Source organism: Pseudomonas putida group bacterium ESBL64, assembly GCF_045277175.1.
Lineage (GTDB): Bacteria > Pseudomonadota > Gammaproteobacteria > Pseudomonadales > Pseudomonadaceae > Aquipseudomonas > Aquipseudomonas alloputida.
In genome coordinates, this window is record NZ_CP145799.1 from 1,257,057 (window position 1) to 1,278,005 (window position 20,949).

General features: G+C 62.2%; 14 protein-coding genes and 1 pseudogene. 6 read left to right on the forward strand and 9 right to left on the reverse strand.

Going from position 1 to position 20,949, the window contains the following annotated elements:
- Nucleotides 1-61: 61 nt before the first annotated feature.
- From V6093_RS05645 to V6093_RS05665, 5 genes are all read right to left on the reverse strand, one after another.
- Nucleotides 62-1,279: a fumarylacetoacetate hydrolase family protein gene (locus V6093_RS05645; protein ID WP_014861308.1), complete on the reverse strand. Its 1,218-nt coding sequence runs from the start codon at nucleotides 1,277-1,279 to the stop codon at nucleotides 62-64.
- Nucleotides 1,280-1,299: 20 nt separating this feature from the next.
- Entirely contained in the window at nucleotides 1,300-2,358 is a 1,059-nt protein-coding gene (locus tag V6093_RS05650; RefSeq protein ID WP_012052581.1) for an Ldh family oxidoreductase, read from the reverse strand.
- A gap of 35 nt (nucleotides 2,359-2,393) precedes the next feature.
- Nucleotides 2,394-3,935, reverse strand: a complete 1,542-nt coding sequence (locus V6093_RS05655; protein WP_047605147.1) for a UxaA family hydrolase — start codon at nucleotides 3,933-3,935, stop codon at nucleotides 2,394-2,396.
- A 146-nt stretch (nucleotides 3,936-4,081) separates the two neighbouring features.
- A complete protein-coding gene (locus V6093_RS05660; RefSeq protein ID WP_014861306.1) occupies nucleotides 4,082-5,053 on the reverse strand; it encodes a LysR family transcriptional regulator in 972 nt (323 codons plus the stop codon).
- Nucleotides 5,054-5,080: 27 nt separating this feature from the next.
- Entirely contained in the window at nucleotides 5,081-6,028 is a 948-nt protein-coding gene (locus tag V6093_RS05665; protein ID WP_003253940.1) for a LysR family transcriptional regulator, read from the reverse strand.
- Between the two features lie 101 nt (nucleotides 6,029-6,129).
- On the opposite strand from V6093_RS05665, the gene V6093_RS05670 reads away from it, so the two are divergent.
- Both V6093_RS05670 and V6093_RS05675 read left to right on the forward strand, forming a co-directional pair.
- Nucleotides 6,130-7,443 carry an L-fuconate dehydratase gene (locus V6093_RS05670; protein ID WP_108078441.1) on the forward strand — a complete coding sequence of 438 codons (1,314 nt, stop codon included), beginning with the start codon at nucleotides 6,130-6,132 and terminating at the stop codon, nucleotides 7,441-7,443.
- 66 nt (nucleotides 7,444-7,509) lie between these two features.
- Nucleotides 7,510-8,811, forward strand: a complete 1,302-nt coding sequence (locus V6093_RS05675; RefSeq protein ID WP_003253942.1) for an MFS transporter — start codon at nucleotides 7,510-7,512, stop codon at nucleotides 8,809-8,811.
- Between the two features lie 127 nt (nucleotides 8,812-8,938).
- Here the strand turns inward: V6093_RS05675 and V6093_RS05680 are convergent, their stop codons facing one another.
- The 3 genes from V6093_RS05680 to V6093_RS05690 all read right to left on the reverse strand — a co-directional run bounded on the left by V6093_RS05680 (nucleotide 8,939) and on the right by V6093_RS05690 (nucleotide 13,219).
- Nucleotides 8,939-10,294 (reverse strand): GntR family transcriptional regulator, encoded by a 1,356-nt coding sequence (locus V6093_RS05680; RefSeq protein WP_003253943.1) that lies wholly within the window; start codon nucleotides 10,292-10,294, stop codon nucleotides 8,939-8,941.
- Nucleotides 10,294-11,679 carry a hypothetical protein gene (locus V6093_RS05685; RefSeq protein ID WP_047605146.1) on the reverse strand — a complete coding sequence of 462 codons (1,386 nt, stop codon included), beginning with the start codon at nucleotides 11,677-11,679 and terminating at the stop codon, nucleotides 10,294-10,296. The genes V6093_RS05680 and V6093_RS05685 overlap by 1 nt, the downstream gene beginning before the upstream one ends.
- Before the next feature lie 517 nt (nucleotides 11,680-12,196).
- Nucleotides 12,197-13,219 carry a zinc-dependent alcohol dehydrogenase family protein gene (locus V6093_RS05690; RefSeq protein ID WP_003253945.1) on the reverse strand — a complete coding sequence of 341 codons (1,023 nt, stop codon included), beginning with the start codon at nucleotides 13,217-13,219 and terminating at the stop codon, nucleotides 12,197-12,199.
- Between the two features lie 206 nt (nucleotides 13,220-13,425).
- Between V6093_RS05690 and V6093_RS05695 the strand changes: the two genes are divergently transcribed.
- Complete coding sequence (locus V6093_RS05695; RefSeq protein WP_003253946.1) at nucleotides 13,426-14,340, forward strand: LysR family transcriptional regulator; 915 nt, start codon at nucleotides 13,426-13,428, stop codon at nucleotides 14,338-14,340.
- A gap of 81 nt (nucleotides 14,341-14,421) precedes the next feature.
- Here the strand turns inward: V6093_RS05695 and yfcF are convergent.
- Nucleotides 14,422-15,054 (reverse strand): annotated as a pseudogene (gene yfcF, locus V6093_RS05700) (glutathione transferase).
- 1,311 nt (nucleotides 15,055-16,365) lie between these two features.
- On the opposite strand from yfcF, the gene V6093_RS05705 reads away from it, so the two are divergent.
- The 3 genes from V6093_RS05705 (at nucleotide 16,366) to V6093_RS05715 (ending at nucleotide 20,948) form a co-directional block, all read left to right on the forward strand.
- Nucleotides 16,366-16,788: a hypothetical protein gene (locus tag V6093_RS05705; protein ID WP_047603561.1), complete on the forward strand. Its 423-nt coding sequence runs from the start codon at nucleotides 16,366-16,368 to the stop codon at nucleotides 16,786-16,788.
- Entirely contained in the window at nucleotides 16,785-17,972 is a 1,188-nt protein-coding gene (locus tag V6093_RS05710; protein ID WP_052196230.1) for an MBL fold metallo-hydrolase, read from the forward strand. The genes V6093_RS05705 and V6093_RS05710 overlap by 4 nt, the downstream gene beginning before the upstream one ends.
- Before the next feature lie 705 nt (nucleotides 17,973-18,677).
- Nucleotides 18,678-20,948, forward strand: coding sequence for a C1 family peptidase (locus tag V6093_RS05715; RefSeq protein WP_052196229.1), 2,271 nt, complete (start codon nucleotides 18,678-18,680; stop codon nucleotides 20,946-20,948).
- Nucleotide 20,949 lies beyond the last annotated feature (1 nt).

The following is a 20,949-nucleotide window of genomic DNA, read 5'->3' on the forward strand; positions in this document are numbered from 1 at the left end:
GCTGTCAGCGCCTTGACGATCCCTCGATGATGCTGCGCCCCTCCCTGACGCAGCGAGCCGTTCAAAGCGGGCGGGCGGTGGCCGCGACCTCCAGCAGGCCACGCCGGCCGAGGTTGTCGATCAACGCGCGCAGGCCGAAGTCCCACTGCGGTGCCAGATCGCTGGTGGTCACGCGGTTGCACAGGGTACCCAGTTGCGGGTTGCTGATGCTCACCACGTCACCCGGTTTGTGGGTAAAGCCGTTACCCGGCTGATCGCGGTCCTGCTTGGGGGCGAACAGGGTACCGAGGAACAGCACCAGGCCGTCAGGGTACTGGTGGTTTTCGTTGAGGGTTTGCTGCACCAGGTCTTGCGGGTCACGGCTGATCTGGCGCATGGAACTGCGCCCGGCGAGGATAAAGCCGTCCTCGCCTTCCACCCGCAGGTCCACCTCGGCAGCACGCACATCGTCCAGGCCGAAGCTTTCGTCAAACAACCGCAGCAGCGGGCCCAGTGCAGTGGAGGCGTTGTTGTCCTTGGCCTTGGACAGCAGCAACGCGCTACGCCCTTCGAAGTCACGCAGGTTGACGTCGTTGCCGAGCATGGCGCCCTTGATGCTGCCATTGCTCGACACGGCCAGCACCACTTCCGGTTCTGGGTTGTTCCAGCTGGACTTGGGGTGGATGCCGATGTCGGCGCCGTGGCCAACCGCGGACAGCGGTTGGGCCTTGGTGAACACTTCGGCATCCGGGCCTATACCCACCTCCAGGTACTGCGACCACAGGCCCTGCTCTACCAGCACCTTGCGCAGCGCTTCGGCCTGAGCCGAGCCGGGCACGATCTGCGACAGGTCGGCGCCGATGCGGCTGGCCAGGGTGTCACGGATGGCGTCGGCCTTGGCCGGGTCGCCCTTGGCTTGTTCTTCTACCACACGCTCCAGCAGGCTGGTGGCGAAGGTCACACCAGCGGCCTTCACCGCTTGCAGGTCGATCGGCGCCAGCAGCCACGGCTGGTGCGGGGTGCGCCGTGCGGGATCGCTGTTGCCCAGCAATGCCGGCAGCGCAATCAAGGGTTCGGCCAGCGGCAAGGCACGCAGGTAGGCCACCGGATCGTCCACTTCCAGTAGCGCCGAGACGGTCGCCACGTGGGTGCTGATGTCGTAGACAGCGCCGGCTTTCACCAGCACCACCGCCGGCCCCTGCTCCGGCAACCAGACGCGCCCTACCCAGCTGCCGCTGTCGAAAACGCTGGCATCATGGTTCAGTGGCAGCGGTTGATTGGCGTTCGTTCGATCAGTCATCTGTGTTCCCTTGCTGTGCATCATTGGAAAAGTCCCGGCAGTTGCAACTGCCCAGCCACACGCTCAAGGTCGGCTATCAACTGCGGCGAAAGGCTCACGCCCTGTTCCACGGCCTGGCGACGCAGGGCAAGGCCTGCTTGCCCGGGCAGGCGTACCGGGCGTTCGGGGTCGAGCGGGCGGCTTGCCAGAACCAATCCCCCCAGGAAGCTGGTTTCGTCGAGGAACGCCTCCAGGCCGCCGAACATGCGCGGGTCAATCACCAGCGCAGTGGCCGAGGCGCCCCACTGATCCGGTGCATCCTTGCGCCCATGGCCGGCCAGCCCCGAGGTGAGGGCTTCGACCAACAGCGCAAGGGCAAACCCTTTATGGCCAAAGGCCTGGCCGCCGAGCGGCAGGATGCTGCCTTGCGGGCGGGTAAAGAAATCGCCCGGGTCATCGCTGAGCTGCCCGTCATTGCTCACCAGCACCGGGTGCGGCAGACGTCGGCCGGCATCGCGGCATTGGCCGACCAGGCCGAGGGTGACGGTGGACATGCTGACGTCCAGCAGGATCGGCTCACCCTGGGTCGGGATACCGGCAGCAATCGGGTTGGGGGTGTACACCGGGTCGATGCCACCATGAGCACAGACCAACCCCACCGACGGATCCGACGAGTAGACGATGGCCAGCAACCCTTGGTCGGTGTATGGCTTGAGGTAGGCGGCCAGGCAGCCGATATGGGCAGCGCGGCGTACTACCGCAATACCGATGCCCTGCTTGGTCGCGCCCGCGGCCGCGCAATCCAGTGCCCGGCTGACGCAATAGGGCCCCAACACGTAGTGGCCGTCGAACAGGCTGGAAACACCACTGTCGGCGACCTGTTCCAGCGCCTGCGCGCGGGCCTTGACCTGCCCGCTGAGCACGCCGTCGATGTAGCGGCTGACCAGGTTGAGGCCATGGGTACGGTGGCCGAGCAGTTCGCCTTCGAGCAGCACCCGGGTCACCACCTGGGCGACCTCCACGTCGGCTCCGGCTTTCATGAACAGTTGCTCGACAAACGTGGTAAGCGTTTGCACGTTGTACCGTGTGGTTTGAATCATTGCAGTTGCCTCGCAAATGGGACGGGAGCGGTCAATCAGGTCACGGCGCCGATCTGCCACGGGACGAACTCGTTTTGCCCGTAGCCGTGCTGTTCGCTCTTGCTGCGTTCCCCGGAGGCAATGCGCAGCATCTGCTCGAAGATGAATGCGCCGCGCTCTTCGATGCTGGTGGAGCCATCGGCGATGCCGCCACAATTGACGTCCATGTCCTCTTGCTGGTGCTCGAACACCCGGTTGTTGGTTGCCAGCTTGATCGATGGCGCCGGGGCACAGCCGTAGGCCGAGCCGCGGCCGGTGGTGAAGGCGATCAGGTTGGCCCCGCCGGCCACCTGACCGGTGGCCGAGACCGGGTCGTAGCCGGGGGTGTCCATGAACACCAGGCCCTGGGCACGCACGGCTTGCGCGTACTGATACACATCGACCAGGTTGCTGGAACCTGCCTTGGCCACTGCGCCCAGGGATTTCTCGAGGATAGTGGTCAGCCCCCCTGCCTTGTTGCCGGCCGAGGGGTTGTTGTTCAATTCGGCGTTCATACGCTGGCAGTAGTCTTCCCACCAGCGAATGCGCGCCACCAGCTTCTCCCCCACCTCACGGCTTACCGCGCGGCGCGTGAGCAAGTGCTCGGCACCATAGATTTCCGGGGTTTCGGAGAGAATGGCGGTACCACCGGCGGCCACCAGGCGGTCAACGGCATTGCCCAGTGCCGGGTTGGCGGTGATCCCCGAATAGCCATCTGAGCCGCCGCACTGCAGGCCGACCACCAGGTGGCGGGCACTGACCGGCTGGCGCCGTACCTGATTGGCCTCGGCCAACAGCGCCTTGACCTGGGCGATACCGGCAGCGATGGTTTTCGAGGTGCCCCCGATCCCTTGGATGGTAAAGGCGCGCAGTTGCGCACTCGCCTGCAGGCCCTGGGTTTCCAGCAGGGTTTCGATCTGGTTGGTTTCGCAGCCCAGGCCGATGATCAGCACGGCAGCGAAGTTGGGGTGGACGGCGTACCCGGCCAGGGTGCGGCGCAGCAGGCCCAAGGCTTCACCGCTCGGGTCCACTGCGCAGCCGGCACCGTGGGTCAGGGCGACCACACCGTCGACATTCGGGTAGTCGGCCAGCACCTCGGGGTGAATGTCACGGCGGAAATGGTCGGCCACGGCCCGGGCCACGGTTGCCGAACAGTTCACCGAGGTGAGAATGCCGATGTAGTTGCGGGTAGCGACACGGCCATCGGCGCGCACGATGCCCTGGAACTGCGCGGCGCAGCCTGGCAGGCTGCGGGTATCGACACCAAACGCGTAGTCGCGGGCAAAATCGCCCATCTGCACGTTGTGCACGTGCACATGGTCGCCAGCGTCGATCGCCTGGGACGCAAACCCGATGATCTGCCCGTAACGGCGCAACGGCTGGCCTTGCGCCACAGGCTCGGTGGCGAGCTTGTGGCCTGAAGGGATGGGCTGGCGCACGGTAATCGCCTCGGCATCCAGGCGCACGCCCGGCGCCAGGGCCTGGCGGGCGATGACGACGTTGTCCAAAGGGTTGAGGCGGATGACGGCGGGGTCACCGGATTTGGCAATCAGTTGCATGGGACCTCTCAGGGCGGAGCGGCTGACTTCTTGTTATGGCTGTCGCCACTGTAAGAAGCCTGGTGCCGCATTCCCAATGAGATGATCCGATCGAGCGATAACCTGGAGTTATCGCAAGGGTATTTGGGTGCGTGATCTTAAATCGGCTAGGGGTGGAACGCAGCATCTGCCGGAGATTGCCGCCGTCGCTGCGCGCCCTCCAGCAGAATCTCGACAAACGCCCTGGCGGAGGCGCTCAGCGGTTCATCCTTGCGGGTGACCACACCATACTCCAGCGCGGGCACCTGCAAAGGGCTGCGCAGCTCCTTGAACTGCCCGCTGGCCAACTGCGCGGCCACCATCGAGCGCGGCAGCATGGCAATCATCGGTGCCGATTGCAGCAACTGCAGGAACATGGGCATGGAGATGGTCTCCACGCAGTCGGCAGGCGTGGCGATTCCGGCCACTCGGAACGCCTGCTCCAGGCGGTTGCGGATCGGCGTACCCACCGGGTACAGCACCCACGGCCAATCGCCTAGCGCCTCAAGCGGTGTGTTGTCGAGCCGGTTGAGCGGGTGCTCGCTGTTCACCACCAGGCTGAAGGGTTCAGGCTCCAGCGGCTGGAAGTCGAACAGCTGACCGAAGCGTTCCTCGGTGAAGCGGCCAATCATGATGTCCAGCTTGTTCTGCTCGAGCATGGTCAGCAGGTGATCGCTGGAATGCTCCACCACTTCAATCGACAGTAACGGGCTTCGCGCCTTGATGGCGGCGATGGCCTGCGGCAATACCAATGCGGTCGCGGCAAAGATCCCGCCAACGCGGATGAAACCGTGCCCGCCGTTGCGCAGGCGGTTGACCTGGTCGACGAACTGTTGCGACTCGGCCAGGGCACCCTGGGCGTACCGCACCACGTATTCACCCAGCTCGGTGGGGGGCATGCTGCGAGGCAGGCGCTCGAACAGGGCAAAGCCGAACTGCTCCTCAAGGTCACGCAGCATTTTGCTGAGCGCCGGCTGGCTGAGGTTCATGCGCGTGGCAGTGGCGTGCATGTTGCGCGTGCGCGCCAGCGTGTCGATCAACACCAGGTGCTTGTAGCGGATCCAGTTGCAAAAGCTGGAATGGGTCATGTCCGGCGGCATAGACGCAGGGCCTCATGCAGGTGAAAGTTATTGTGCCCGCAGGTAGCGCAGCAAGGTATCAAGGGCAACCGAGTTGGGCCGCGAGCGCAGGGTCAGCACGCCGAGGTTGGCCATCGCCAGTGGCAACTCCACCGGCAGGATGGCGACCATGCCATAGCGGGCATAATGCTGGGCCACGTCATTGGGCACCACCGCAATCATTTCGGACGCTTCGAGCATGGCAGTGGTCGCCAGGATCGAAGCGGTTTCGACGATATCCAGCGACTGCACCATGCCACCGGCCTGCAATGCGCTTTCGACGCGACGGCGCATCGGGCTGCCGATGGGGTGCAAGATCCACGTCAAGCTCACCAGGTCGGCCAGCTGCAGCCCTGTGGCTGTCGCCAAGGGATGACCTGCGCGAGCAATTACGCGCATCTGCTCACCGCCGTCGAACAGCTCGATATTCAGTTCCTGGCTGTCGCTCTGATCCGGCAGGCGCCCCACTACCATATCGAAATCACCGCGTAGCAAGGCCGGCAGCAAGGTGTCGCTGGTGCCCACTTCCAGCGAGATACGCACCTTGGGCTGGTCGCGCTTGTAGGCCAGCACCGCCTTGGTCAGCACGCCCGGTACCGGGCCCATGACGCTGCCCACCCGCACCAGGCCCAACGCCCCGCGCGCCAGTTCGGCGATTTGCGCCTGGGCATGATCGAACTCATGCAATGCGTTTTGCGCATAGCGAATCATCACCTCGCCATACAGCGTCGCTTGCATCCCCCGGGGCAGGCGCTCGAACAAACGTACCCCCAGGCGCTCCTCAAGCTGCTGTAGCAACAGGCTGGCGGCCGGTTGCGTGGTGTGCATCGCGGCGGCGGCGCGGCGCAGGTTGCCGAATTCGCCCAGGGCATTGAGCAACGTGATCTGACGGCTGGAAATCTTCAAGGCACCGAGGCCGGCAGGCGCCTGGGCCTTGTCAGGTGGCAAGCGAGACATATCGAATCCGGTATCACTGATTAAGATTTGGCGATTATGCCTGTATCGCTCGACAACCTACAGTCAGCTCTCCCTGTGCCTGAACAGAACAAGAGTCGACCATGAGCATACGCATTACCCACCTGAGCGTTCGCGATATCCGTTTCCCCACTTCGCTGTCGCTGGATGGCTCCGACGCCATGAACAGTGCCCCCGACTATTCGGCGGCCTACGTGGTGCTGCACACCGACGCTGCAGCCCTCGAAGGCCACGGCCTGACCTTCACCATTGGCCGTGGCAACGAGATATGCGCGGCAGCGGTGCAGTCGCTGGCCCCCTTGATCGTCGGCCTTACGCTCGAAGAAATCAGCGCCGACATGGGCGCTTTCTGGCATCGCTTTACCGTCAGCGACAGCCAGTTGCGCTGGCTGGGCCCGGAAAAGGGCGTGATCCACCTGGCCACCGCCGCCATCATCAACGCGGTGTGGGACCTGTGGGCCAAGCACGAGGGCAAGCCCGTGTGGAAACTGCTGGCCGACATGACGCCAGAGCAGCTGGTGCGCTGCCTGGACTTCAGCTACGTCACCGACGTGCTCACCCCCGAAGAGGCCATCGCCCTGCTGCGCCGCCAGGCGCCGGGCAAAGCCCAGCGCGAGGCACACATGGTGCGTGAAGGCTACCCCGGGTACACCACTGCCCCGGGCTGGCTGGGCTACAGCGAAGAGAAAATGCGCAAACTGGCCCGCGAGGCCGTGGCAGACGGCTGGACCCACATCAAACAGAAGATCGGGGCCGACCTGGAAGAAGACATCCGCCGCGCCAGCATCCTGCGCGACGAAATCGGCTGGGAACGCACCCTGATGATGGATGCCAACCAAGTGTGGGGCGTCGAAGAGTCGGTGGCCAACATGCGCCGCCTGGCCGCCTTCGAACCGCTTTGGATCGAAGAACCGACCAGCCCCGATGACATTCTCGGCCACGCCACCATTCGCCAGCGCATTGCGCCAATCGGTGTCGCCACCGGTGAGCACTGCCACAACCGGGTGATGTTCAAGCAGATGTTCCAGGCCGGTGCACTGGACTTCTGCCAGCTGGACGCAGCCCGCCTGGGCGGCCTTAACGAGGTCCTGATCGTACTGCTGATGGCCGCCAAGTACGACGTGCCGGTCTGCCCGCACGGCGGTGGCGTCGGGCTGTGCGAGTATGTGCAGAACATCGCGCTTTTCGACTACATCGCGGTGTCTGCCTCGCTGCACAACCGGGTGCTGGAGTATGTCGACCACCTGCACGAGCACTTCATCGACCCGGTGGTGATCCATCGCGGGCGCTACATGCCGCCACAACGCCCTGGCTACAGCATCGAGATGCACGCTGAGACCCTGGAACGTTATCAGTACCCCAACGGCGCAGTGTGGCTCGACATCAACCGTTCCTGACCCACAGACCTGAGTGTGCCGCTGCTGCGCGGCACACCACCAGCACTTTTCACGGGGAAAAAAACAATGACAACCCTCACCCGCGCAGCGGCTTGCGCCCCAGCCACCACCCATGAGCAGCGCTTGAACGGCCTGCTGCTACGCAAATTGATGCCACTGCTCATCGTCGTCTACGTGATGAGCTTTCTTGACCGCACCAACATCGCCCTGGCGAAAGCCAGCATGGGCATTGACCTGGGCCTTTCGGCAGCCGCCTATGGCCTGGGCGCGGGCTTGTTCTTCCTTACCTATGCCTTGGCCGAAGTGCCCAGCAACCTGATCATGCACCGGGTGGGCGCGCGCTTCTGGATCACCCGTATCATGATTACCTGGGGTTTGCTCTCGGCAGGCATGGCCTTCGTTCAGGGTGAAACCTCGTTCTACATCATGCGCCTGCTGCTGGGGGTCGCCGAAGCTGGCCTGTTCCCCGGGGTAATGCTGTACCTGACCTACTGGTTCGACCGCGAACAACGCGCCCGTGCCACGGGGTACTTCCTGCTGGGTGTGTGCCTGGCCAACATCCTTAGCGGCCCGCTGGGCGGTGCCCTGCTGGAGCTGGACGGTGTACTGGGCTGGCATGGCTGGCAATGGCTGTTCGTGCTCGAAGGCCTGCCCGCCGTAGCCCTGGCCTATGTGGTGTGGAAGAAGCTGCCGGACGGTCCAGCCTCGGCACCTTGGCTGACGGCTGCCGACGCCCAGGACATCGAGCGCCGCCTGGCCGCAGAGCAGGCGGCCGCACCGCAGCAGAGCAAGCTGGGGCAGATGTTCCGCGACCGGCAGATCTGGCTGGCGATCGTGGTCTACTTCGTGCACCAGATCACCATCTACACGGTGATTTTCTTCCTGCCGGGCATTATCGGCACCTACGCTGCGCTTTCGCCCTTCCAGGTCGGCCTGTTGACAGCGGTGCCGTGGATTGCAGCAGCCATGGGTGCTGCGACCTTCCCACGCCTGGCCACCTCGCCGCGCCGCTGCCGCACCCTGCTGTTCTTTGGCCTGCTGACCATGGCGGCCGGATTGCTGCTGGCATCGCTGGCCAACTCGTTCATCGGCCTGATCGGGTTTTCCCTGACCGCGCTGATGCTGTTCGTGGTGCAGTCGATCATCTTCGTCTTCCCCTCCAGCCGACTGAGCGGCAGCGCGTTGGCGGCGGGCCTGGCCTTCGTCACCACTTGCGGTCTGTTTGGCGGTTTCGTCGGGCCGTCGGTGATGGGCCTGATCGAGCAGACCACCGGCAGCACCCGCAACGGGTTGTGGATCATTGCAGCGTTGCTGGTATGTGCGGCGCTGGTCAGTACCCGTTTGCGTCAAGGGCAAGAGCAACCCTGAGGCGTACTCAATTTACACCCCCTGCAGGTGGCTCTTTGTGCTGCGAGTGAGCCTTGAGATCTTCAGGCCGTCATTTCGTTTGTCGGCCCTCTCGCAGCACTTGGCGGCGCCTGCAAGCGTCTTGATTTCAACTTGAGAAGCGGGTGTTTCGCCCGCAGCGCACCTCAAGCGCCTGCGCCAGTCGCCTTACCGCCAGTTGCAGTTCATCCGGGCGCCCCCCCAGCCAGATCAGCGCAAGGTGTTGAGGGTAATGCCCCGGCAGGCCAAACTGCTCGCCCGGCAGTGCGTGCAATGCAGAGCCTGCCAACGCTGCGGCAATACCGTCCCACGCCAGCGGCTGGCAAAAGCTCACCCACAGCATTTGCCCACCTTGCGGCATGTCGAAGACCACCCGTTGGCCGAATTGCGACTGCAGTACATGCGCCAGGTATTGCGTACGCCTTTGCAAGTCTGTGCGTTGCTGTACCAGCTGCGTTTCGATTTCCCCCTTGCCGAGCATGTGAGCAAGCGCCTGCAAACGTAGCGGCGCAAGCCGAAACGCCCGTTCAGCGAATGCCTTGGCCAACACGGTGTCACGGCTCAGTAAATAGGCATACGGCGCCTCTGCCCCCACTGCGGCCTCGAACGTGCCCATCACCAGAAGCCAGCGCGGGTCGATCCAGTCACGCAGGCGTGTGCTCGGCGGCCCGTCGTAACAGAGCTCGCTGTCCAGGTCGTTTTCCAGCAGCCATACAGGGTGCTGGCCAAGCAAAAGACCAAGCTGCTGCTGGTAATACGGTGAAACCAGCCGACCTTGTGGCATGCCCAGGCAAGACGGCATGACCAGCAGGCTTACCGGCTCGCTACCCAGCAGCTTGGCCAACGCGTGCAGCTCGGGGTTGCCACGGGCATCCAGTGGTGTTTCCAGCACGCGCATGCCGGCACGCGCCAGGGCGCGCAACACTTGCCAGCAACAAGGCGAATGCACCAATGCGGTACCACCTTGCAGGGCCAGCGCCGCAAGCAGCGTCTCCAGCACCGCCAGCACATCGGGAGCTAGCTGGACATCATCGGCATGCCAGTACTGGTTGGAGCAGCGGGTGTATCGCTCAGCCACAGCATTGCGCAAACGGGCGCTACCCAGCGCTTCCCAGGACGCAACGCTGCGATCACGCTGACGGGCTAAACGCCGTTCGTGACCAAGCAGCATGCGCTCCAACAGTGGCTGCGTCGGCAAGGGAGGCTGCCGGGCCACGGCCACGGCCTGATCTTTGCCACCGCTCTGTACGTAATAGCCCGACCTCGGCAGGCAGTGTACACGGCCCTCCTCTTCCAGCAGGCTGTAGGCACTTTGTACCGTGGCCAACGACACCCGCAGCCGCCGGGACAGCTCACGCAATGACGGCAACCGGCATGTGCCAACGCCTGCAGCTTGTTCGATCAACGCTTCCAGGTAGCGATACACCTTGCGATACGCGAACTCGCCTGGGGCCGCTCGCCCCATCAAGGCAGCCCCGCAACACCACGCCGCCGCCCCAACGCCAGCTGCGGCAGCAGCCTCAGGTGTACATCGCGGCGGGCCAGGTTGTTAAGCAGGCGCCATCCCGCCAGCGGCAACTGCCCATCATAAATTTGCCGCAGTTGCCCCAACGGCAAGCCACTGGTATTCACCAGCCAGGCTTTGACTGCATCGGGGCAGGGTTTGCCTTGCAAGGCCCTGTGCAGGTACGGCAACGCCACCACCATGTCGGCGTGCCGACACTGCAAGAACCGCTCGAGGTTTTTCCCCTGCCTGGCAAACGGGCTGAACAGCAGGCACACCAGTTGGGCCTGATTGATGCCGTAGGCTTTGCCCAATAGCAACGACGCGGCGTCACGCTGCTTGCTGCCGCCCGCCTGCCCTGCCAGCCTCAGCGCTGGGCGCCCGGCCAGCGGCTCCAGACTGCGGGCGCGCAGTTCATGCAGCTGGGCCGTGGCTAGCGAGTCAACGAATTCGGACAGCGGCAAAGCATCCGCAGCCGTCTCGAAGTGACAACCCAGCATCGCGTCAAGCTGCGGCTCTTCAAGCAAGTGCGGCAACAGGTCATCAATAGCAATCAGCCGCACCGGCGCGCGCTCCGGTACGGCGCCTGGAACCGGCTCGTGCTGACCACCCGGTGCGCCCCCAACAGCACCGTGCAATCGGCTCAGCCCTTGGGCCAGCGCCGCCAGGCACTGGTGCACTGCATGCGAGCCACGCACGCCGGCCAGGCGCAGGCTACGCCGGGCCCACGCCAGGTATCGGCGCCGCTGCAGCCCGGGCATGGCGGTGACCAACGCATCGGGAGGCACCGCTGCCTGCAGCGCCTGACCCACGGCCCCGGCCAGCTCCAGGTGCAGGCGGCAGCCCAGCAGGGCTTCAGGCCTGGCATCGATCATGTGGCCGAACATCAACATCGCGTCCCTCGCCAGCAGCCAGCGCTCAGGCATTACCGAGAGCCGACGACTGAACGGCACCACTGCGCGCCCCTCGATCATCTGCAATTGCACCCGCGGGTCATCCTGCATGAACAACGCGCTAAAACTGCGCTCGTGAGCTTCCAGCGTGGCGCTATCGGCAACCGGCAGGCTGACCACCAATACTCGCAGCTGGAAGGTTACCGGCGAACGCAGGGCAATGCTCAGTTGCGCGGCACGCAACATGGCCAGCAGCCGGCTGCTATGGCGGTCGCTCCCTTGCAATACCTGCAAGCTGAAAGTACCGATGTACTCCGGCCCGCCTGCAGCGACCAACAGGCGTTGTATCAGCAACTGCAAGGAAGCGCGCTGGGCCTGGGACATGTGGTTCAACAAGCGCTCGAGTACTTGCTGGTAGATATAATGCATCGCCTGGTCGTGAATAGCAGTCACGCAATCACCTCATCAACTTCATGCAGCCAGCGCATGCGGTATCCAACATTTGAACGTGAACATGCGCCGAACTTACCTAGAAGAAATTTCTTACAACAAAATGAAAGTAATGACGTAACCCTTCACTGTCGCCAAGCCATCGAGAAGAAACCACCCCTGCGATGGCCTGTCGCTGTCACATGCTGCTCTATATCAGGCATAGCCATGCTCATCCCACGTTCCTTGCACAAACTATCATTGGGCCATTATCGAGAGGGAGGCAGCATGAATTGAAGATACAGTTCAGGGTAAAAAAACCATTCAGCATCCGTGTCAGTTCACAGTGACTCGCAAGGCAAAAGCGTTCAAGGCTGATTATTTTCCGGGATATTTCTGACAGCCCGAAAGCTACGGACTTATATGTAGTCCACATCTGGGTTTATTGTAGGAACAGTCCTACTTTAAGTGTTGAAACACTTTACTCCGCGCATAAAAAACCCGGGACATTGCCCGGGTTTTCTGCTTGCGCCATCCACCGTCAGTGTTGCGCCATGTCCAGCACGACGCGCCCGCCGCACGGGCATTGGTCCATGTAGCGATGCGCCTCGACCACCTGCTCGAACGGGTACACCTTGATGATCTGCGGTGTCAGCAGCTGATCGGCGGTGAACTGGTTGATATCGCGCAAGGCACGCTGCAGTGCCACCTGGTCCTGGCTGATGCCAAGCTCTGGCTTGCCGGTGAAATTACCGATGCAGTGCACATAGAACTGAATGTTCTTCTGGAATGCCGCGCAGGCCGGGAACGGCGTCTGGTTGCCGCCTTGCAGACCGTACAGCACCAGGCTGCCACGCGGCGCCAGCACATCACCCAACAGCGACATCTGCGGGCCGCCCATGCCGTCGAGCACCATGTCCACACCACGGCCATCGGTGTACTTGCCAATCTGCAGCAGCAGGTCCTGCTCTTCGGTGACGATCACTTTGTCTGCGCCCAAGCCCAGCAGGTAGTCACGCTGCGCCGCATCCTTGGTGGCGGCGAACACTTTCAGCCCCAGGGCCCTGCCCAGCTGCACGAAGGCAGGCCCGGCGCAATGGCTGGCATCGGTGACCAGTGCTGTCTGCCCGGCCTTGGCCCGTGCCAGGTCGACGTAGGCGAAGTAGGCGATCAGCAGCGGGGTGTAGTGCACGCTGGCCTCGATCGGGGTGAGCACATTCGGGTAGCGCGTGATGGCTGTACGGGGCAGTACGATGACATCGCCGTACACCGGGTGGTCGTTGGCACTGGTGGCCGGGAAGCTGGCGACCCGATCACCGACGGCAATGTCATCGACCCCTTCCCCGACCGCAGTCACCACCCCGGCCATTTCATGACCGATCCCCGCTGGCAGACGCGCCTGGGACGGTGCCAGATTCTGGCGCCAAAGCACGTCATACCAGCTGACGCCAACCGCTTCGACGCGGATCTGCACCTCGTCGGCAGCGGGTGACGGTTCGGCCTGCTCTTCGCAACGGAGCACGTCGGCAGCACCGAACTTGTGGAAACGGATCATGCGGGACATCGCATACCTCGCCTTTGTGAACCTCTAATTACCACTGACTCTATCCGGGCTTTGCCCGTTAGACCATCAGTGGGCATTAATAGTCGACATGCTTGTCATCGATTGGGCACCTGACTTTCCCTGCGATTGGTCCCCCTAAACCCGTGCAGGGTAACAGCCTTTGGCCTTAAGATTCACCTCTGCCCCACATTAGGCGAAGCGCACCGATGAATCGAAACGACCTGCGTCGTGTAGACCTCAACCTGCTGATCGTGTTCGAAACGCTGATGCACGAGCGCAGCGTGACCCGTGCCGCAGAAAAACTGTTTCTCGGCCAACCGGCCATCAGCGCGGCGCTGTCGCGCCTGCGCAACCTGTTCGATGACCCGTTGTTCGTGCGCACAGGGCGCAGCATGGAGCCGTCGGCACGGGCCCACGAGATCTTCGCCCTGCTGTCACCGGCACTGGATTCGATTTCCACGGCAGTCAGCCGCGCCGCCGAATTCGACCCGGCCACCAGCAATGCGGTGTTCCGCATCGGCCTGTCGGACGACGCCGAGTTCGCCTTGCTGCCGCAACTGCTCAAGCGCATTCGCGCCGAGGCACCCGGTATCGTGCTGGTGGTGCGACGGGTCAACTACTTGCTGATGCCAACCCTGCTGGCCTCGGGCGAGATTTCGGTGGGTGTCAGCTACACCAGCGAACTGCCGGCCAACGCCAAGCGCAAGGTGTTGCGCCGCAGCATGCCGAAACTGCTGCGCGCCGACAGCGTACCCGGCAGCATCACCCTGGATGACTTCTGCGCCCGGCCCCATGCGCTGGTGTCGTTTGCCGGGGACTTGTCCGGGTTCATCGACGAAGCCCTGGAAGAAATCGGCCGCAAGCGCCACGTGGTGCTGGCGGTACCGCAGTTCAACGGGCTGGGGAGCTTGCTGGCAGGTACCGATATCGTGGCGACGGTACCGGACTACACGGCGGATGCACTGACGGCCGCCGGCGGCTTGCGGGCCGAGGATTTGCCGATACCCGTGCGCAGTTTCGAACTGCACATGGCCTGGCGCGGGGCACAGGACAATGACCCGGCGGAGCGGTGGCTGCGGTCGCGGATACAGATGTTCTTTGGGGATCCGGATAGCCTTTGAATTCCCGCCCTTCAGGCGAATATCTGGATCGGGCCCGATTGCTACCCTCAACCAAGGGCAGCGACCGTCCATACGCCGGCGCTACAGCATGGGTCGCATCAGCTTGACCCACTCCTGCACGGTCGGGCGTTGCCATTGTCGCTGAGCATAATCCTCCAGTTGGGCTGGAAGCCTGTCACCATTATGTATCAATCGATTGAGCATCAATGCCAGATCAACATCGACGATTGACCATCGACCAAACAGGTAATCGGGATTATCAGCAAGCAACAGTTGCGCGGCATTCACCAACTTTTGTTTTGCAGACTCCGCCAGTGCTGACAAGGGGCCGGACTTGAGGCCATAGAATACAACGAGCGTAGAGCGCTCTTGACGAATGGGGAGCAAGTCGCTGCGTAGCCACGCCTGAACTTGCCGCGCCCTGGCACGTTGCAGTGAGTGTTCTGGGTAAATCGGCGTGTGCGGGTACAGCTTCTCCAGATACTCAGTGATTGCCGATGACTCGGACAGCGCGAAATCGCCATGCACCAGAGTGGGCACTCGCTGCGTCAGCGAGAGATGGGAATAACCATCCGCCTGATGCTACAGGCTGTCCAGGTCAAGAGGGCTCCATTCGAACTCGATTCCCTTTTCGCGAAGCGCCGTAAAGCACGACATTGCATAAGGACTTGTGAATTGAGCGTCAACATGCAAGCACAGCCCTGAATTGTTCATAGCGTCATCTCCATATGCGGGAGCAATGACGCTAAGAGATCCGGCTCTAGAAATAAGCTGTGGAGCACCTATCGTCTGCCAGGCGAGCTGAATCGCCTGACCCTCGGGGGCGGTATGAACTGGCAGAGCGGCCAGGGACACTGGCCAGCAGGCCCGGCCCTTTCGCGGGTAAACCCGCTCCTACGACGGTCTGCGCCTCGGTGTAGGAGCGGGTTTACCCGCGAATACGGTGGCGACGGCAACGGTGAGCGACCAGGGACATTGGCCAGCAGGCCCGCCCCTTTCGCGGGTGAACCCGTTCCACGACGGTCTGCGCCTCGGTGTAGGAGCGGGTTTACCCGCGAATACGGTGGCGGCGACAACGGTGAACGGCCAGGGATATCGGCCAGCAGGCCCGCCCCTTTCGCGGGTGAACCCGTTCCACGACGGTCTGCGCCTCGGTGTAGGAGCGGGTTTACCCGCGAATACGGTGGCGGCGACAACGGTGAACGGCCAGGGATATCGGCCAGCAGGCCCTCCCCTTTCGCGGGTGAACCCGTTCCACGACGGTCTGCGCCTCGGTGTAGGAGCGGGTTTACCCGCGAATACGGTGGCGACGGCAACGGTGAGCGACCAGGGATATCGGCCAGCAGGCCCAGCCCTTTCGCGGGTGAACCCGTTCCACGACGGCCTGCGCATCGGTGTAGGAGCGGGTTTACCCGCGAATACGGTGGCGGCGACAACGGTGAACGGCCAGGGATATCGGCCAGCAGGCCCGCCCCTTTCGCGGGTGAACCCGTTCCACGACGGTCTGCGCCTCGGTGTAGGAGCGGGTTTACCCGCGAATACGGTGGCGGCGACAACGGTGAACGGCCAGGGATATCGGCCAGCAGGCCCGCCCCTTTCGCGGGTGAACCCGTTCCACGACGGTCTGCGCCTCGGTGTAGGAGCGGGTTTACCCGCGAATACGGTGGCGGCGACAACGGTGAACGGCCGGGGACATTGGCCAGCAGGCCCAGCCCTTTCGCGGGTGAACCCGTTCCACGACGGCCTGCGCATCGGTGTAGGAGCGGCCTTCCGCCCACCACATGAGTCTAACGGCATTTGAAACAGCGACAGTGTTTTGCAGCCGCAAAAGTGCAGCGACTTCCAACCTTCCTTGATACTCCAACCGGATCGGGTGAGATGGCGTTTGACAAGTAACGACGGGATGCCTAGACACACTTAATGGTCACCCACTTCTTTGGCCAACGACCTCAAAATTCTTGGGTGGTTGGATGAAGCCGCTGATGTCTTTACCAGGTTCAATCCCTTCAACAAATAGGAACAGCCGTGAACGACCTAGCGCTTTCTCCGCCCTTCGGTGCATCACACTTGCTCGTGCAAACCGAGGTTTCATCACGAGACGATTGGGCGGACACCAAGGTCATCCTGGAGCAGGGCACGCGATATTTCTTCAGGGCAACTGGTAAGTGGTGGGATGCCTACATCCGTTGTGATGCTAATGGCTACAGTCGCTGGTACACGAATTTTGCCAAGGACCACCTGCGTTGCCGGAAGGACGGAGCCACCTGGTTCACCCTGATCGGGGCCATCGAAGAGTCGAACGACTCATTGTTTGTCATTGGCGATGGCTCGCGTTGGCGCGATGGATGGGTTGCCACCATGAAAGGAAGGCTCACTGTCTTCGCCAACGACATGCCTGGCATGTACTGGAACAACATCTCATCCATCTCGTTGGAGGTGTGGCGATGACCGAGCCCCTGACCCAAACGGGTTGTGCCTGCACCAATAGAACCTTCCCGCAGATGAACAGGCAAAAGCTCCTTGGGTTTGCTGGGTTGATGCTTGTCAGTATCTTCGCCCACGGCTCGGACACTGAGAACCTTGATATCTCCCGTGGCCACGATTTACTCGAGCCAAAAATTCAGTATCTGGGCGTAGGCGGTTGGCTGGTGCACTGGCGTGGAGAAGGCCTGCTATTAGCGCCATCCTTCAGCAACCCTGAAAGTTTCATGGGCCTTCCACCGTTGCGGGTTGTAGCCAACAAGGGGCGGATCGACAAGTACATGCCTGAAGCTAAGGACGTCACGATGCTTCTTGTTGGACACGGCCACTATGACCACCTGTTAGACGTGCCCTGGGTGATGAAAATGCACACCCCGAAAGCTACGCTCTACGGCTCAGACACGGTTGTAAACATGTTGCGTTCGATGCGCTTCGAAAACAAAACGGTGGATGACACTTGGACACACGTGGACCCCAATCGACTCCGGACAGTTAACACGAAAATTGTGGTGAACGGAGAAACCTGGACATCCGGGTATATGGCAACCGTTCAGAGCTGCGAAGGCAGACAGGATGCGTCAACACCTGGACATTGGATTCGCTCAACCGGTGGCCACATCCGAGCAATGCCCATCCAAAGCATGCACGCAAGCCACTTTCTGGGTATTACCATCGCTGACGGATCCTACCCGACGGAACTGAACGAGGTGCCGACAAGCGTGTTCAAATGGAAGCAAGGCCAGTCGATGGCCTGGTTGATTGATTTGCTGGATGCCACTCAACCAGATGACAGCAAGGCAAAGGTCGAACACCGCATCCACTTCCAGGACAGTGCTGCCAACCCTCCTTGCGGATTCCCCTCACCGTTGCCCGAGAATCATCCCGTTGACGTGGAGATCCTCGGCGTAGGGTCATGGGATAACGTGAAAAACTATCCGGATGAGATACTGAAGCTGACAAGGCCCAAGCTTGTGCTGCTCGGCCACTGGGAAAATTTCTTCGGGAATGACCCCGGTGACGAAAATCCAAAACCACTACCTCACCAAGACATCATTGGTATGCGCAAGGCAGTGGACAGGGTCGTCAAGGAAGCCGGAATCAATGCAACCGTAAGCATGCCAGCCCCCCTAAAGGAAGTGAAGCTGCCATAACCTAAGTGCCGGCGAGCACTCCCGACCGATGGGCTGAAAATCTGGCGCCAAATTGCTTCATCTCGAAAGAAGGTGGTCTGAGCCCCCCTTGTCACATAAAGCTGACCGGCCTGAAATGACACCCTCAGAAGAATCTTCTAGTCAGCCCGTCGACCTCTATGAGTAGGGTTAGCGTTATAGTGGCCGAGTACCACGGCATGCTGGGAAGTTGAGGCAGCTAAGGAAAACACTCTGGGCGATCCCGTTATTCATGGCCCGAGCATACCGAGCGGTCATTGCACCACCACACCGCGGACATTCCTGCCCATCATTAGTACTGGGTGACAGAACGCGCTCGTTGAACTCGAGGTCCCCCTCTGGCGCTTCTGCGATCCTAACCGAATCAGCAGCCGGTACTGAACTCATCACTGGCTGATGCAGCATTCTCCTGTTGGGGCCTTGAAACACTCAATGAGACGGCTCCAGTCGACCAGCTGCACGCTGGGCAACTCGTCGTGGTGAGCCTCAAAGCCATCAGTCTCTTCAAGATCCCGGCACGGATCTGCAAAGCATCCGCGCTTGATCTAGGCTCTTTGGTGCCGTTTGGACAGTGGCGATGCCTTCATCCTGGACCCGGGTGGTAGCAAGCCGAGGCCGGCCTTGCAGTCAGATGGACATGCCATGACCAATGGACCCCACGTCAGGCATTTCCATGGAGCAACAGACATGCCCAAGGCACCCAGCGCGTCCGCCAAAGCGCCACGAAAAACTGCAGCAACCAAAAGCAATGCTATCGCCACCCAGGCACAGAAGCCGCCGGTCCATCGCACCCCCATCGCCGGCCGGGTGTTTGACGCCCGCCCCGACCGCCTTGATTTTCGCGACCTGCCCTACACGCCCCCGCTACGTTCCCTGTCACCCTGCTGGCCATTGCAAACGGACCTGGCACGATACCTCAAGAGCTATGTGGCCGCAGGCCTGGTCCTCGATCAGGGCAGTGATGGCGCGTGTACCGGCTTCGGGCTGGCCTGCGTGGTCAACTACCTGTTGTGGTTGCAGCATCTGTCCCTCGGTGACGGGCACGTCTTCACCGCGGTCAGCCCACGCATGCTCTACGAACTGGCCCGGCGCTACGATGAGTGGCCGGGGGATGACTACGAGGGCTCAAGCTGCCGGGGTGCGCTCAAAGGCTGGCACAAGCACGGAGTCTGCAGCGAAACACTCTGGCCCTTTTCGCAGAAGGGCTTTGTCCGGCCGCTACCCGGATGGGACAGCGACGCTCCGTCGCGGCCACTGGGTGTCTACTACCGCATCGATCGCACCTCGGTGGTCGACCTGCAGGCGGCGATTCTCAACATTGGTGCCATCTATGTTTCGGCAAAGGTCCATGACGGTTGGGACACACTGATGCGCAGCCGCGCAACCGCCGTACCGAAGAACCATGCCAGCCTTTCGGTGATCCCCGCGGCGAAAGACCCAGGCACCCTGGGCGGTCATGCCTTTGCACTGGTTGGCTACAACCAGCGCGGCTTTATCGTGCAGAACTCCTGGGGCACCCGCTGGGGCAACGCAGGGTTTGCCATTCTGCCTTACGAGGAATGGGTGCTGTACGGCACCGACGCCTGGGCCTGTGCCTTGGGCGTTCCACAGCTGCTGCCGGCGGCGCAGCAGAAAGCCGGGGCTGTGGCCATGCGTACGCAGATAGCCTCGGCCTTTCGCCTGGGCTCGGGCCGTTCACTGACCAGCCTCGGCCGTAGCGCACGGCAGCCGGCCAACCCGGTGGATGATCCCTGGCCCTTCGATCACCCCTTCCTACAACCTCTGTATCATCCCTTGACCACTCCCCGTGCCTACGAGCTGACCCTGGTTACCGGCAACGACGGCGAAATCGTCCCCACTGATTTTACCCACGATCCGCTGAACCGAGTCGGCCTGGTCCAGGAAACCGTGCACGAGCGGCCACTCGCCTGGCTTGCTACCCAGAACCCGAAGACGACACTACGCTTGGCGATCTATGCCCACGGAGGGCTGAACGCCGAGGATGAGTCGATCCAACGCAACCGCGTGCTGGCGCCCTACTTCCTGGCCAACGGCATCTACCCGCTGTTCCTGACCTGGAAAACCGGCCCCGGCGAAACCTTGGCGAATATGGCCGCTGACTGGTTCCATTCGTTATTCGGTGACCGCGATGCCCTGGCCACCGGAGTCTTCGAGGATCTCAAGGATGCCAAGGACCGCATGGTCGAGGCATTGGGCAATGTGCTGGGCACCGGCATCTGGTCGCAAATGCGCAACAATGCCCGTGATAGCAGCAAGCCGGGGCACGGCATTGACCTGCTGGCCGAGGCGCTGCGCGACCTGTCCAACACCCTGCAGCAACAAGGGGCGACACTTGAACTGCACCTGATCGGGCACTCCGCCGGTTCCATTCTCCTAGGCCACCTGCTTGACCGCCTCGGCCCTGCGGGTGGCAGTGTGGTGAAGGTGCGCAGCTGCGAGCTGTTCGCAGCAGCCTGCTCGTCGCGCTTTGCCCTGGATCACTACCTCAAGGCCCACGCCAACGGCGTATTGCCGCTGGATCAACTGTGGCTGGATGTGCTGCGCGATGAAGATGAGAAAGCCGATGGTCTGCCCACGCCGGGCTTCGCTGCCTATGGCAAATCTCTGCTGTACCTGGTATCCCGGGCCCTAGAGGATGTGCGCAAGCAACCCCTGCTGGGCATGGCCCGCGCCCTGGACGAGAGTTTTGCCACCAACCAGGACCAATGGGATGCCGGTTCCCTGGCCGATGTGCAGCAATGGCTGGCGAACTGGCCGAGCAAACCGGATCGCTTGCGAGTCTGGCCATCACCCTGGGTCCAGCACACCCGTGATGGCCAGCAAATCCAGGCGACCCATGGTTCTTTTGATAACAATATCGAGGTTATGACCTTCGTGCTCCGGCGCATCCTCGCCGGCAAGAAACTTGTAGGCGATCTGGAGTGGCTTGACTACTGAA